At 61.2% G+C, this 13,818-nt stretch carries 14 protein-coding genes; 10 read left to right on the top strand and 4 right to left on the bottom strand.

Going from position 1 to position 13,818, the window contains the following annotated elements; genetic code table 11:
* Positions 1-41 precede the first annotated feature (41 nt).
* The 3 genes from ACR3EQ_RS09825 (at position 42) to ACR3EQ_RS09815 (ending at position 2,479) form a co-directional block, all read left to right on the top strand.
* The gene (locus tag ACR3EQ_RS09825) at positions 42-842 is read left to right on the top strand and encodes a thioesterase family protein (RefSeq protein ID WP_170613367.1); all 801 of its coding nucleotides are present in this window, start codon (positions 42-44) and stop codon (positions 840-842) included.
* A 75-nt stretch (positions 843-917) separates the two neighbouring features.
* Positions 918-1,565, top strand: coding sequence for a DUF1007 family protein (locus ACR3EQ_RS09820; RefSeq protein WP_480490495.1), 648 nt, complete (start codon positions 918-920; stop codon positions 1,563-1,565).
* Positions 1,550-2,479, top strand: a complete 930-nt coding sequence (locus ACR3EQ_RS09815) for a nickel/cobalt transporter (protein ID WP_480490493.1) — start codon at positions 1,550-1,552, stop codon at positions 2,477-2,479. The genes ACR3EQ_RS09820 and ACR3EQ_RS09815 overlap by 16 nt, the downstream gene beginning before the upstream one ends.
* Before the next feature lies 1 nt (position 2,480).
* Here the strand turns inward: ACR3EQ_RS09815 and truA are convergent, their stop codons facing one another.
* Entirely contained in the window at positions 2,481-3,248 is a 768-nt protein-coding gene (truA, locus tag ACR3EQ_RS09810; RefSeq protein ID WP_170613361.1) for a tRNA pseudouridine(38-40) synthase TruA, read from the bottom strand.
* A gap of 113 nt (positions 3,249-3,361) precedes the next feature.
* Here truA and ACR3EQ_RS09805 point away from each other — a divergent pair, with 113 nt between their 5' ends.
* The 7 genes from ACR3EQ_RS09805 (at position 3,362) to ACR3EQ_RS09775 (ending at position 11,279) form a co-directional block, all read left to right on the top strand.
* A complete protein-coding gene (locus ACR3EQ_RS09805) occupies positions 3,362-4,777 on the top strand; it encodes a YcjX family GTP-binding protein (RefSeq protein ID WP_170613780.1) in 1,416 nt (471 codons plus the stop codon).
* Positions 4,774-5,229, top strand: a complete 456-nt coding sequence (locus tag ACR3EQ_RS09800; RefSeq protein WP_170807730.1) for a GNAT family N-acetyltransferase — start codon at positions 4,774-4,776, stop codon at positions 5,227-5,229. The genes ACR3EQ_RS09805 and ACR3EQ_RS09800 overlap by 4 nt, the downstream gene beginning before the upstream one ends.
* Entirely contained in the window at positions 5,222-6,211 is a 990-nt protein-coding gene (locus tag ACR3EQ_RS09795) for a YcjF family protein (RefSeq protein WP_480490491.1), read from the top strand. Before ACR3EQ_RS09800 ends, ACR3EQ_RS09795 begins: the two co-directional genes overlap by 8 nt.
* A 59-nt stretch (positions 6,212-6,270) precedes the next feature.
* Positions 6,271-6,981 (top strand): VIT1/CCC1 transporter family protein, encoded by a 711-nt coding sequence (locus ACR3EQ_RS09790; protein ID WP_170613355.1) that lies wholly within the window; start codon positions 6,271-6,273, stop codon positions 6,979-6,981.
* A 248-nt stretch (positions 6,982-7,229) separates the two neighbouring features.
* A complete protein-coding gene (ileS, locus tag ACR3EQ_RS09785; RefSeq protein ID WP_480490489.1) occupies positions 7,230-10,142 on the top strand; it encodes an isoleucine--tRNA ligase in 2,913 nt (970 codons plus the stop codon).
* A gap of 134 nt (positions 10,143-10,276) precedes the next feature.
* Positions 10,277-10,735 (top strand): methylated-DNA--[protein]-cysteine S-methyltransferase, encoded by a 459-nt coding sequence (locus ACR3EQ_RS09780; protein WP_170613351.1) that lies wholly within the window; start codon positions 10,277-10,279, stop codon positions 10,733-10,735.
* 76 nt (positions 10,736-10,811) lie between these two features.
* Entirely contained in the window at positions 10,812-11,279 is a 468-nt protein-coding gene (locus ACR3EQ_RS09775) for a hypothetical protein (RefSeq protein ID WP_170613349.1), read from the top strand.
* A 2-nt stretch (positions 11,280-11,281) separates the two neighbouring features.
* Here ACR3EQ_RS09775 and ACR3EQ_RS09770 read toward each other — a convergent pair whose 3' ends face one another.
* The 3 genes from ACR3EQ_RS09770 to ACR3EQ_RS09760 form a co-directional block, all read right to left on the bottom strand.
* Positions 11,282-11,977 (bottom strand): CDP-alcohol phosphatidyltransferase family protein, encoded by a 696-nt coding sequence (locus ACR3EQ_RS09770; protein ID WP_170613347.1) that lies wholly within the window; start codon positions 11,975-11,977, stop codon positions 11,282-11,284.
* 87 nt (positions 11,978-12,064) lie between these two features.
* Complete coding sequence (locus ACR3EQ_RS09765; RefSeq protein ID WP_170807736.1) at positions 12,065-12,985, bottom strand: tyrosine recombinase XerC; 921 nt, start codon at positions 12,983-12,985, stop codon at positions 12,065-12,067.
* Positions 12,982-13,689, bottom strand: coding sequence for a DUF484 family protein (locus tag ACR3EQ_RS09760; RefSeq protein WP_170807737.1), 708 nt, complete (start codon positions 13,687-13,689; stop codon positions 12,982-12,984). Before ACR3EQ_RS09760 ends, ACR3EQ_RS09765 begins: the two co-directional genes overlap by 4 nt.
* Positions 13,690-13,818: the final 129 nt, after the last annotated feature.

The following is a 13,818-nucleotide window of genomic DNA, read 5'->3' as shown; positions in this document are numbered from 1 at the left end:
CGGAAACATGATCAACAAATGACCCGTGGGATCCGACACCGATGACTGCCATGCCCAGCCAAAAGGCTTTCTTTGACCTTGACCCGGATGGCGTGTTTGTCGGCAACGACCCGGCGCGCGGACCGTGGTCCGCCGATCATTGTCATGCCGGCCCCGTTGCCGGCCTGATCGTCCGCGCGGCCGAGGCTGAAACAGGCCCCGAAAAGATGCTGACCCGGCTGACGGTGGACCTGATCCGGCCATTGCCGCTGGCGGGATTGCGGGTTGCCGCCGAGACCACCCGGCACACACGCACATTGGCGACAACACGGGTCACGGTGCACGATCTGGACAACACGCTGTGCGCAACGGCAACAACAATGCATCTTGTGCGCAAGGATCTGGGCGAGGTTCCCACGGCTGAGGTTCACGCACCTGCATTTCATGATCTCGTGACCGGGGATTTTCCCTTGATGGAGTTGCGGCATGACCTGCACTGTTTTGCGCAGGCCGTGGACGTGGCCTATCCAAAAGGCGGCAATCAGGGCCTTGGTCCCAAGACGATCTGGTTGCGAACGCCGCATTTGCTTGGCACTGAACAGCCTTCGCCTGTTCAGTCGCTGTGTCCGCTGGCCGATTGCGGCAACGGTATCTCGTGCAACGTGCAACCTTCGGGCATGGGGTTTATGAACACGGACCTGACGCTGCACATCCACCGCGAACCTGTTTCGGACTGGTTGGCGGCCGAGTCGGTCTCGCACTGGAAGCCGAACGGAATCGGAATGTCGCAAGCGATCCTGTATGACACGCAGGGGCCAGTGGGTACGGCGTTGCAGACACTCGTTCTGCTTCCACCGCGCTAGCGCATACCCTTCGGATGTTTCGATCCGTGTTGGAAGTGCATTGCCGCAGCGGCCTTCGGCCCCTATGTTCTGGCCATGCGCTGGCTGATTACATTTTTAACCTGTTGCCTGCCGGTTTCGGCAATTCCGCACCCGCATGTCTATATCGATACCGGGCTGGAGTTCATTGTCGATGAGACAGGCCAATTGACTCATGTCCGCGTGACCTGGGTCTATGACGAATTCTATTCCCTTCTGGTTCTGGAAGACCTGAAACTCGATCAGGATGCAGACGGCGTGCTGTCCGAGGCCGAGCAGAAAGTTCTGACCGGTTTCGACATGCAATGGGTCGCAGGCTACAACGGCGATCTTGTCGTCACCGCAGGTGGAACGCCGGTTTCATTGACGGGGCCGTCAGAGCCGTCCGCGACCACCGAAGACGGGCGTATCGTGACAACTCATTTGCGCGAGGTCGAATCTGGCGGCGTATCGGCGGCTGACCTGTCCGCCAAACCTTTCGATGAAACCTTCTACACGGCTTACGAGGTCACGCGCCCGGTGACGATTTCCGGGCCGGATGGCTGCCAGATCGATCGCCGGGAACCCGATATCGATGGACAACTGGCGCAGATGCAGGCCTTTCTGCTGACATTGGATGCAGATGTCGACCTTGAAGAAAATGATATCCCCCTTGTCGGGGAAAGCTTTGCGACCGAGATCCGCGTTTCATGTCCAAATTCCTGATCATTCCGGTCGCGCTGGCCTGTGCCTTGCTGTTGTGGTTCTGGGGCAGCGGCGGGTTCGACCATCTTGCTGCCTGGGCGGCCGGTGAACAACGGGTTTTCCAGAACCAGATCGCGCGTTCCCTGCGCGCCGCGCGCGCGGAACAGCCGGAAGCGGTCGCAACCCTGCTGACGGTTTGTTTCGCCTATGGGTTTTTCCACGCGATCGGCCCGGGACACGGCAAGGTTCTGATCGGCGGCTACGGGCTGGGCCGTCAGGTCGCTTTCTGGCGATTGTCCGCAATCAGTGTTCTGTCCAGTTTGGGGCAGGCGGTAACGGCGATCGTTCTGGTCTATGCCGGGGTGCTGGTGTTTCAGATGTCACGTGAGTCTCTGATCGGGACAACAGAACAGGTGATGGCTCCGATCAGTTATGGGGCCATTGCGGCGATCGGGATGTGGCTTGTCCTGCGTGCGGTTCGCAGTTTCGCCCGACAGCATCGAAACTCACAGTCCTCCGCGCACCGTCATCATGACCACCATGATCACCACCACCACGATCACGGGGAGTGTTCCGAGTGCGGTCACCGCCATGGCCCAAGCCCCGAAGAAGTGGCGAATGTCGGCAGCCTGCGCGAGGCGTTGGTGCTGATCGCGGGGATTGCTGCGCGTCCCTGCACCGGCGCGCTGTTCGTACTGATCGTGACTTGGCAGATGGGTATCGCAATGGTCGGCATCGCCGGGGCATTTGCCATGGCGCTGGGCACTGCGACGGTCACAACCCTTGTGGGCTGGACATCCTTCGGCTTGCGCGGGGGGCTTCTGGCTTCGGCCTCGGCCACGCGGTTCGTTTCCGTGCTGGCCCCGACCATCGAACTGGTGGCGGGTCTGATTATTGCAGTGATCGCAAGCGGGTTGCTGATGCGCGCGCTATAGGTCAGTCGAACACCGGTTCAGGGTATCCGACCCGCGCCAGATAAAGCCCTTGCGGCGGGCAGACCGGGCCACAGGCAGCACGGTCAACGGCCTGCAGAGCATCGCGCACATCTTCTGGTGTCCACGATCCCGCGCCGACCCGTTCCAGCGTGCCGACAAAGCTGCGCACCTGATTGTGCAGGAACGACCGCGCGCGCACGTGGAAGTGCACTTCGGGCCCTGAAAAGCCCTGAACCCGTTCAACCCGCAACTCATCCAGAGATTTGACCGGGCTGGCCGCCTGACAGATCGACGAGCGGAAGGTCGTGAAGTCATGCCGCCCGACCAGCATGTCCGCACCCGCCTGCATCGCGTCGACATCCAGTTGGTGGTTGATCTGCCAGACCTGCCCGCTGTCATGGGTAGCGGGGGCGCGGCGCATCAGGATGCGGAACAGGTATTGCCGTTCGAGTGCTGAAAACCGGGCATGCCAGTCGTCATCCACCCGCGCAGCCTTCACGATGGCCACGGGTTGAGGCTTGAGGTGATAGTTCAGCGCCTCGGACAGGCGATACGGATCCCAGTCTTTCACCAGGTCGCAATGCGCCACCTGTCCCAAAGCATGAACGCCCGCGTCTGTCCGCCCGGCGGCGGCAATTGTGTGCTCGCCCGGCTGGATACGCGACAGCGCGGTCTCGATTGCGCCCTGCACGGACGGCAGGTCCTTTTGCCGCTGCCATCCGGCAAACGGTTCCCCCTGATATTCGACTTTCAGCGCGTATCTTGGCATGTGGCGCTGGTATCGCGCCGCGCCGGTCCGGGCAAGAGCCGGATTGGGAAAAGCTCTGGCAACCTCGGGGCTTGCTACCTATCTTGAGCAAAACAACCATGCGGGGCGGCGGATTGGTCATCTCATCACTGGCAGACAGTCTTGTTCGCGGTGTCGAATCCGTGGGCGACCGCGTGTCTGAAACCCTGTTCGAGCCTGTCATACGTCTGGGCGTCACCGGGCTGGCGCGGTCCGGCAAAACGGTGTTTATCACCTCGCTTGTGGCCAATCTTCTGGATCGGGGCCGCATGACGGGGCTTGTCGCCCAGCAGGAGGGGCGGATCAACGCCGCCTATCTGCAACCACAGCCTGATGACACGGTGCCCCGGTTCGACTTTGAATCTCATCTGTCCGACCTGACCGGCCCCGCGCCGCACTGGCCCGAGAGCACGCGCGCGGTGTCCGAACTGCGCCTGTCATTCAAGGCGCGCCCCGCCGGTTTGCTGGCCGGGTTGCAGGGACCGCGCACCGTTCATCTTGATATCGTGGACTATCCGGGGGAATGGCTGCTGGATCTGGCCCTGTTGGAGAAATCCTATGCGGAATGGTCGCAGGACACGCTGACTCGCATCGAAGACCGGTCCGAAGCAGCGGTTTTCCTGTCACAGATCGGGGCAACCGATCACACTGAGAACCACGATGAGCCGACGGCTCAGGCACTGTCGGCGGCGTTCACGGATTATCTGAACAGGGCGCGGGACAGCGGGTATTACGACTGCACACCGGGGCGGTTCCTGCTGCCGGGCGACCTGGCCGGATCACCGGTTCTGACCTTTGCGCCGTTGCCGGTTGACGGCCCGTCGCGCAGGCGCTCGCTGCACCGCGAGATGGAACGGCGGTTCGAGGCGTACAAGTCGCAGGTGGTCAAACCGTTCTTCCGTGATCATTTCTCGCGCATCGACCGGCAGGTTGTGTTGGTCGACGCGCTGGGCGCAATTCACAAGGGCCCGAAGGCGGTCGAGGACATGCGCCGCGCGATGGCAGATATCCTGTCGGCTTTCCGTCCCGGCCGAAATGCGTGGCTCAGCCAGCTGCTGCTGGGCAAACGGGTCGAGCGTATTCTCTTTGCTGCCACCAAGGCCGATCATCTGCACCACTTGCAACACCCACGCCTGACCGCGATCATGGAGGCGCTGACGCGCGAAGCGCAGGACAGGGCCAAATTCGCCGGAGCCGAGACCGCCGCCCTGTCGCTGGCGTCGCTGCGTGCCACGACGGAAGAAATGCGCAATCACAACGGGTCGGAACTGCCCTGCGTGCGTGGCACTCTGTTGGATACCGGGAACCAGGCTGCCTTTTATGCCGGGGATCTGCCGTCGGATCCCGCTCATCTGCTGGGCCCGGCCCGCGACGGGGCTGAGAACTGGCTGAACGATGATTTCGGTTTCATGACATTTGCCCCGGCGCATCTGACCCTTCGCCCCGGGGACGGGCCGCCGCACATCCGGCTGGACCGGGCCGCCCAGTTTTTGATCGGAGACCGCCTGTGACCGTAAAACTCCGCCCCGCCCGCAGTACGGATGCCGGCACAACCGGTGAAATCCTGCATGGATTCGCGCGCGAAAACGACTGGATGCCCGAGCTGCATTCCTGCGCTGAAACCATCGCGTTTTGCGGCAGGATGATCGATCAGGGTTGGGTCACAGTTGCCGAGACGGACAAGGGCGTCGTGGGTTTTCTGGCGCGTCATGGTGACGAGGTTCACTCCCTCTATCTTGCTGCTGCGGCGCGGGGGCAGGGGATTGGGCGGAAATTGCTGGACCGGGCTAAAATCGAACGATCTCAGCTGTCGCTGTACGCATTTGAGGCAAACAGGCCCGCGCTCAGGTTTTATGAGCGTCACGGATTTGTCGAGGTCGCGCGCGGCGACGGATCGGACAACGACGAAAACCTGCCGGATATCAGGTTTGTCTGGAATGCGGAGGACGGCAACAATGGCTAAAGGCCCGGTTCTGATCGATCTGGAAGCGGATGAACCCGCTGCCGACGTAGCACAGGCGCCGCCCGTTCCCGATGTTGCGCAGCCGCAAGGTCAGGCAATGCAGGCCGCGGCCCGGCTTGCGGCCCGAAAGCATTCTGCCCTGTCCCGGTGGTTCTGGGGGCTGGCGCTGGCCGTTGTGGGCGCGGCGGTTTCGATTGCAGCGTGGGATTTTGCAACGTCGCTGGTGGCGCGTTCGCCTGTTCTGGGGTGGATCGTCACCGGGCTGATTGCGGCGCTGGTATTGGTGACGCTGATCATCGTGATCCGTGAACTGGCGGCTATTGGACGGTTGTCGCGCGTGGATGGAATGCGCCGCGCCGCCGATGCCGCGCTGGCCGAAGCTGATCTGGCGCAGGCGCGGTCGGTCACGAACAGGCTGGTCGCGTTCTACAAGGGCCGCGAAGACACGAGATGGGGCCGCGACAGGCTGGCCGAGCGCATGAGTGAGCAATTCGATGCCAGCGGTCTGCTGTCCCTTGCCGAGGACGAATTGCTTGCCCCGCTCGACGCTGCCGCCAGCCGTGAGGTCGAAGCCGCGGCCAGGCAGGTGGCCACCGTGACCGCGCTTGTACCGCTGGCGCTGGCGGATGTCGCAACGGCGATGCTGGCGTCCCTGCGGATGATCCGGCGCATTGCCGAAATCTACGGAGGCCGCGCCGGTTTTTTTGGCGGATGGCGTTTGACGCGGGCAGTCTTTGTGCATCTGGTCGCCACGGGTGCCGTCGCTGTGGGTGATGATCTGCTGGAGCCGGTTCTGGGCGGCTCAGTCCTCAGCAAACTGTCCCGCCGTTTTGGTGAGGGTCTGGTAAACGGCGCGCTGAGCGCCCGTGTTGGCGTGGCCGCGATGGAAGTCTGCCGTCCGTTGCCCTTTTCCAAACGGCACAAGCCGTCGACCCGCGGCATGATCCGGCGTGCACTGAGCGGCCTGTTCTCGAAAGATTGATCTGACGCAAGGCCATAGTGCTATCCTTCCGCCAAGCTAATGGCGACGGAGGGCCAGCCATGATCGACCACGGTCACAGCCAGAAAGAGATTTCCGCCCGGATCAATGCCCCGCCCGGTCGCGGCGTCCTGCGGGATCTTGTCTATGGCGGGCTGGACGGGTCGGTCACGACCTTTGCCATTGTGTCCGGTGTCGCCGGGGCGGGTCTGTCGCCCTTTGTCATCGTGGCGCTTGGCCTTGCGAACGTACTGGCCGACGGGTTTTCGATGGCGGCGGGGAACTATTCGGGCACCAAGGCCGAACTGGACAATATCCGCCGCATTCGCGCGGTCGAGGAACGCCATATCGACCTTTATCCCGAAGGCGAGCGCGGCGAAGTGCGCGAGATTCTGGCTCAGAAAGGACTTTCGGGCCGCGTTCTGAACGAGGCGACGGATGCCATCACCGATAATCGGGAAAACTGGATCAACCTGATGATCGAAGGCGAATACGGTCTGGGCAGTGTCGAGCCTCATCCGCTCAAGGCTGCAATGGCGACGTTCCTCGCGTTTCTGGTAGCCGGGATGGTTCCGCTGGTTCCGTTCCTGGTGTCCGTCCAGAATGCCTTTGCGGTCTCGGTCTCACTGACCCTTGCGGTTTTCTTCGCCATCGGTGCGATGAAAAGCCGGTGGTCGCTGGCACCTTGGTGGCGGTCGGGGTTTGAGACCTTGTTGATCGGCGGAACGGCGGCGTTGATTGCCTACCTTGTCGGGTCCCTGTTTCACCCCTGACGGCCCGGTTGGCCGTGGGGAATTGGTGTGAAAATGACTTGTTCACCGCTCTTCACACCGGGCGGCAGAACCTCTGGACCATTGCGGGAAGGCGTCTTATAAGCCTGCCATGCATGACCGTCTGGCCATCATTATTCGAATTATATTCCCGGCGCTCTGACCCTCTGAGACGCCGGGCAAAGGTGTTTGAGACTTCGCACCGAACGCTTCGATCCTAGTAAGACCAGATCATCCAAGGGACGCCCCAAATGTGCGCCGACACGATCCAGACACCTGACTACAAAGACACGCTGAACCTGCCCAAAACCGAGTTCCCGATGCGCGCTGGCCTGCCCAAGCGCGAGCCCGCATGGCTGGAGCGGTGGGAATCCATCGGCGTCTATGACCGCTTGCGTGAAAAAGAGGGCCGCACGCCCTTTACGCTGCATGATGGCCCTCCTTACGCGAACGGTCACCTGCATATCGGTCACGCGCTGAACAAAACCATCAAGGACATGATCGTGCGATCCCATCAGATGATGGGTTTCGACGCGCGTTACGTGCCCGGCTGGGACTGTCACGGCCTGCCCATCGAATGGAAAATCGAGGAGCAGTATCGCAAGAAGGGCAAAAACAAGGATGAGGTGAACATCGTCGACTTCCGTCAGGAATGCCGCAAGTTTGCCGAGGGCTGGATCGACGTCCAGCGCGAAGAGTTCAAGCGTCTGGGTATCACAGGCAACTGGCCCGATCCCTATATCACCATGGACTATCATGCCGAGGCCGTGATCGCCGACGAGTTCATGAAGTTCCTGATGAACGGCACGCTCTATCAGGGCTCGAAGCCCGTCATGTGGTCGCCCATCGAGAAAACTGCGCTGGCCGAGGCTGAGGTCGAATATCACGACAAGGAAAGCTTCACCATCTGGGTGAAGTTTAAGGTCGTGAATGCGGGCGATCTGGATGACGCTTTTGTGGTGATCTGGACCACGACGCCTTGGACCATGCCGTCGAACAAAGCGGTCGTGTACGGCAAGGACATCTCTTATGGCCTTTATGAAGTCACCGGAGCGCCGGAGGAATGTTGGGCCAATGTGGGCGACAAATTCCTGCTGGCCGACAATCTGGCCGCCGATGTGCTTGGCCGCGCCCGCCTGAACGACGACCAATGGACCCGCGTCCGCGATGTGACTGCCGATGAACTGGAAGGTGTCCAGCTGACCCACCCGCTGGCCGGCGACGAGGGTGGCAATGGTGAATGGGACGACATCCGTGACTTCCGCGCCGCTGAGTTCGTAACCGACACCGAAGGCACAGGTTTCGTTCACTGTGCACCGTCCCACGGGATGGAAGAATTCGAGCTGTACCGCGATCTGGGGATGCTGGAACAGGTCATCACCTACAACGTGATGGACGATGGCTCATTCCGTGCTGATCTGCCGTTCTTTGGAGGCAAATTCATCCTGTCCCGCAAGGGCGGTGAGGGTGATGCGAACAAAGCCGTGATCGACAAGCTGGTCGAGGTTGGTGGACTGCTGGCGCGGGGCAAGATCAAACACAGCTACCCGCATTCGTGGCGCTCGAAGGCTCCGATCATCTATCGCAACACGCCGCAGTGGTTTGCCTCGGTCGACCGCAAGCTGGATGACGGTATGGGCGAGATGGGCGACACCATCCGCGAACGGGCCCTGCGCTCCATCGACGAGCTGGTGAAGTGGACCCCGCAGACCGGTCGCAACCGCCTGTATTCGATGATCGAAGCGCGCCCGGACTGGGTTCTGTCCCGCCAGCGCGCCTGGGGCGTGCCGCTGACCTGCTTCACCAAAAAGGGTGCTCTGCCGACCGACGCAGATTATCTGCTGCGCAACGCAGACCTGAACGCGCGTATCAAAGCGGCGTTCGAGAAGGATGGCGCGGATATCTGGTACACTGACGGGTTCAAAGAGCAGGTGCTGGACGGCATTGCCAACCCGGACGACTACGATCAGGTGTTCGACGTGCTGGACGTGTGGTTCGACTCGGGCTCGACCCACGCTTTTGTTCTGCGCGACCGCGAGGACGGCACCGAAGACGGCATCGCCGATGTCTACATGGAAGGGACCGACCAGCATCGTGGTTGGTTCCATTCGTCCATGCTGCAGGCCTGCGGCACCAAAGGCCGGGCGCCTTATCGCAACGTTGTGACCCACGGCTTCACGCTGGATGCCAAGGGCAACAAGATGTCCAAATCGCTGGGCAACACCATCGTGCCGGAAGAGGTCATCAAGCAATATGGTGCCGATATCCTGCGCCTTTGGGTGGCTCAGACCGACTATACCGCCGACCAGCGGATCGGGCCGGAAATCCTCAAAGGCACCGCCGACAGCTATCGCCGCCTGCGCAACACCATGCGGTTCATGCTGGGTTCGCTGGCTGACTTCTCCGAGGCGGATCGCGTCGCGCCCGAGGATATGCCGCGACTGGAGCGTTGGGTTCTCAGCCGTCTGGCCGATCTGGATGAGCAAGTACGCAAGGGCTACGCCGCGTTCGACTTCCAGGGCGTGTTCAGTGCCGTATTCACCTTTGCGACCGTCGATCTGTCATCGTTCTATTTCGATATTCGCAAGGATGCGCTGTATTGCGATGGCGACACGCTGCGCCGCCGGTCCGCGCGCACCGTGCTGGATACCCTGTTCCACCGCCTGACCACCTGGCTGGCGCCGGTCCTGGTCTTCACCATGGAGGAAGTCTGGCTGGAACGGTTCCCGGGCGACGACAGTTCAGTCCATCTGGTGGACTTCCCCGAGACGCCTGCCGACTGGCGCAACGCCGAGCTTGAGACAGCCATGGCCAAGATCCGCCGGGTGCGCCGTGCTGTGACCGCTGCGCTGGAAGTGCAGCGCCAGGACAAGGTCATCGGCTCCAGCCTGGAGGCGGCGCCGATCGTATATATCGAAGACTCCGAAACCCGCGATCTGCTGGCAACGTTTGATGTGGATGACATGTGCATCACCTCTGGTCTGTCGGTGACCGGCGATCCGGCCCCGGCCGAGGCGTTTCGCGTGCCCGAGATCGAAGGCGTCGGAGTGGTGTTCGAAAAGGCGGAAGGCGCGAAGTGCCAACGGTGCTGGAAGATCCTGCCTGACGTGGGCCGCCACGCGCATGACGACGTTTGCGGGCGCTGCGACGAAGCGCTGGGCTGATCCGTTACCGGCGGCTATGGGGCAGGGCCTTTAGTGAGGCTCTGCCTTTCTCCGAAAGGTATATTGAACAAAAGACGGGCGAATTGTCCGGAATCGGGTTGCGGTGGCTGTGACCTGTCTGTCAGCATGACCGCATGGGAACGATTGCGGTAGACACACGGTTTGGGCGCCTCGGCATCGTCGAGGAAGACGAGGCAATCACGGGGCTGATTTGGGACGGGTCCGACGATGCCCCTGATACGCCGTTGCTCCGCGAGGCGGCGGCGCAGATGCGGGCCTACGACCAGAAGCGCCTGCAAAGGTTCGATCTGCCCTATCACGTAAAGGGATCAGAGTTTCAGCGCCGGGTCTGCGACGCAATGTTCGCGATCCCGCTGGGTGAGACCCGGACTTATGGCGAGTTGGCGGCGGAGCTGGGCTATTCGGCGCAGGCGGTGGGGCGCGGCTGTGGCGGGAATCCGATCCCGGTGATCATCCCATGCCACCGCGTTTTGGGGGCAAATGGAAGGATGGTCGGGTTTTCCGGGTGCGGGGGTGTCGAGACCAAGGTTGCCCTGTTGCGCCACGAAGGAGCTGCCAGCCTGCTTATCTGAACAGTGGAAACCTGTTGCAATCGCCCGGATTGCGGCCCAACTTATATTCGATACTGAATTTGAAGGACCGCATTGAATGACCACTGAAGCAGACCTTGCAGCCCGCAAAAAGGCAATTATCGACCGGCTGATGTCGCTTGAAGCGCAGGAGCTTGCCACGGCGCAGGCGCATTATGATGCGTTTCTGAAAGATTCGCAGCTGGATGACCGTGAAGGACATGACAAGGACGACATCGCTGCCTCGCGCGAGAATGCAGATCTGGCGGCAGCTTTCGACGCGCCGGTCCATGCCCATCATGCCAAGATCGACGTGATCGAAAACACTGATTTCAGCCTGACCGACACGGTGCAGCCCGGCGCGGTGATCAAATTCAACAACCGGCGGTTTGTTGTGTGTGTTTCAACGACGCGGTTTGACGTCGACGGCAACACCTATATGGGCATTTCCATGCAAAGCCCGATCTATCTGGCCATGGCGGGCCTGCAGGAGGGTGATGTGTTCACCCATAATGGCACCGAATTCGAAGTGCAGGAGGTCCTGTAATTTCAGCTATCGCGCGCGGGTACCATCTGCTGAGCGATGCCCGCGAAGGTCAGGTACAGGCTGGTGATGACCAGCCCCCAGTGGGCCCAGCTTTCGGGATGGAAATCGACCCAAGCCGCCCATCCTGCAAAGAACGTCCAGGCCAGGGCCATTGGCAACGTCAGATTGCGCCAGCGTTCGGTCCGGACCGGATGAACGAATTTTAGCGGCAGGAACATTGCCAATGATAGCAGCGTGACCAGCAGCAGGATCACCCAGAAATTCGGTTCGAGTGCGAAGATCACGATGACGAACATGTTCCAGCAGCCGGGGAAACCCGAAAACGAGTTGTCCTTGGTCTTCATTCGCGTATCCGCGAAATACATGGCACTGGCAAAAGTGATAACGATGATGGCGAACCAGCCGGTCCAGCCGTCCATCAGACCCGATTTGAACAGTGCAAAGGCGGGGATGAACACGTAAGTCAGGTAGTCGATGATCAGGTCCAGCAGGACGCCATCGAACTCGGGCGCGTTTTTCTTGACGTGATAGTGGCGGGCCAGCGGGCCGTCGATACCGTCCACGATGAACGAGACCACAAGCCAGAGATACATCAGGCTCCATTTTTCTTCGACGGCGGCCAGCATGGCAAGCATTGCAAAAACGGCACCGGTGGCGGTGAACAGATGAACGCTAAGGGCTTTGAATCTCAATGTCATGGGGGTGTCATGGACGATGCGGCCACGAGATGCAAAGCAAAAAGTCTCCAATGACCAAACGCCGGCGAATGGCTGTGGTGATCCGGTTCAGGCCTTGGGATGAGCCCGGTTGTAGACTTCCATCAGGCGCGCGCTGTCGACTGCCGTGTAGGTCTGCGTGGTCGAAAGCGACGCATGCCCCAGCAATTCCTGAATTGCGCGCAGATCACCACCCGCCGACAGAAGATGCGTAGCAAAGCTGTGCCTAAGTGCATGTGGGGTGGCTGTGGCAGGCAGGCCCAGCTGCATCCGTGCCTTCGCCATGACGCCCTGGATTGCGCGTGGGTTCAGCGGCCCGCCTCGCACACCGCGAAACAAAGCTTCTGAGGGCACCAGGGAATGAGGACAAAGCGACGTGTACCGTTCCACGGCCTGCCGGGCGACTGGCAGAACCGGCACGATCCTCTCCTTCCCGCCCTTGCCCAGAATCCGCAGTGTTGCTGGCAGAGGCACATCCCTACCCGTCAGGGACAGGGCTTCGGATATCCGCAATCCGCACCCGTAAAGCAGTGTGACCACCGCCATGTCCCGGGCCGCGACCCAATCCGAGCTGGATTGCAGTTCGACCGTATCAATCATCGCGCGCGCCGCATCTTCGGCAAGCGGACGGGGCAGTTTTTGGGTGTATTTGGGCGCGCGGGTCGACAGAACGGCGGTGGGTTCAAAGCCTTCGCGCTCGGCCAGCCAGCGATAAAAGCTTTTGACGGCGGACAGTTTGCGTGCCAGCGACCGTGCCCCCACGCCGCTACCGCGCTGATCCGCCATCCAGGCCCGCATGTCCGAAACCGTGATCCGTTCAAGCGCGGCCAGCCCCTGCTGCCCGTTATGGTGCAGGGTCATGAAGGACAAAAAGTCGGTGACATCGCCGCGATAGGCGGATTGCGTGTTCTCCGACCGTCCGGCCAGCGCGGCAAGCCCGTCAAGCCAGTGCTGCAGCGCATCGCGGCAGGCCGGAGAAATCAGGCTCACGACAGCCAGTGGCGCATGGAGCGTTCAAATACGCCTGCGAAAAAGGTCAGAAGGTCGGTGCCCAGTTGTGGAGTGAAATGTCGTGGATCCCGGGCGCCCATAACGATCATGCCCGGCAGGCGACCAGTGCCCAGGTTCAGCCGCAGGCAGGCTTCGGACCGCAAATGCCCCGCCTGCGCACCATAGATCCTGCGGCTGTGTTGACGGGTTTCGCGCAAGATGACATCCCGCGCGGATCTGCTGCGATCACTGTTGAGGTACGCGTCGACAAAGCCGGGCTCGACCACAGCCAGAACGCCCCCCAGCTTTTCGATGGCGGGATCGTTTTGTTCGATTGTGGTTTCCAGAACCAGAGTGATCTGGTCCACGCGCAAAATATCGGCCACGTCACTGCCCAGGGCGCGCAGGAATTCTTCGAACTCGACGGGCTCCAGCAGGCGCAAAATGGCGCGGTGTACTTGATTTGTGCCCGCAAGGTTCTCGTAAGCCGCCGCGATGACCGAGCGGTGGGTGTCTTCCAGCCGGTCCAGCCGCGCTTCAAGCCGCTGCATGGCGATGCCGCGCAGGTCGATGACATTTTCGCCACGCGCCTGTTCGTTCGCGGCCACCAGGGCCTGCATCAGGTCCTTGTCATCCAGCACAGCGTCTGGTTCAGCCAGAATCGCGGCGCGAAGGCTATCCTCGAGTTTGGGGTTACTGCTCATATCCCGTCCGGTCTTTTTTTGTTGTGCCGGACTATAACATGGCTTGCCGCGATTGCCTTGGAAAAAATGCAGCTTTGACGGGTTTTCTCAGGTCTGATGCGGGGGCTCCCGCCTGCCTGCGCCTGATCG

The organism is Ruegeria sp. AN11 (genome assembly GCF_056536005.1).
Note: the sequence above shows the minus strand (reverse complement) of the source record. Positions and strands in the feature narration are given on the sequence as shown.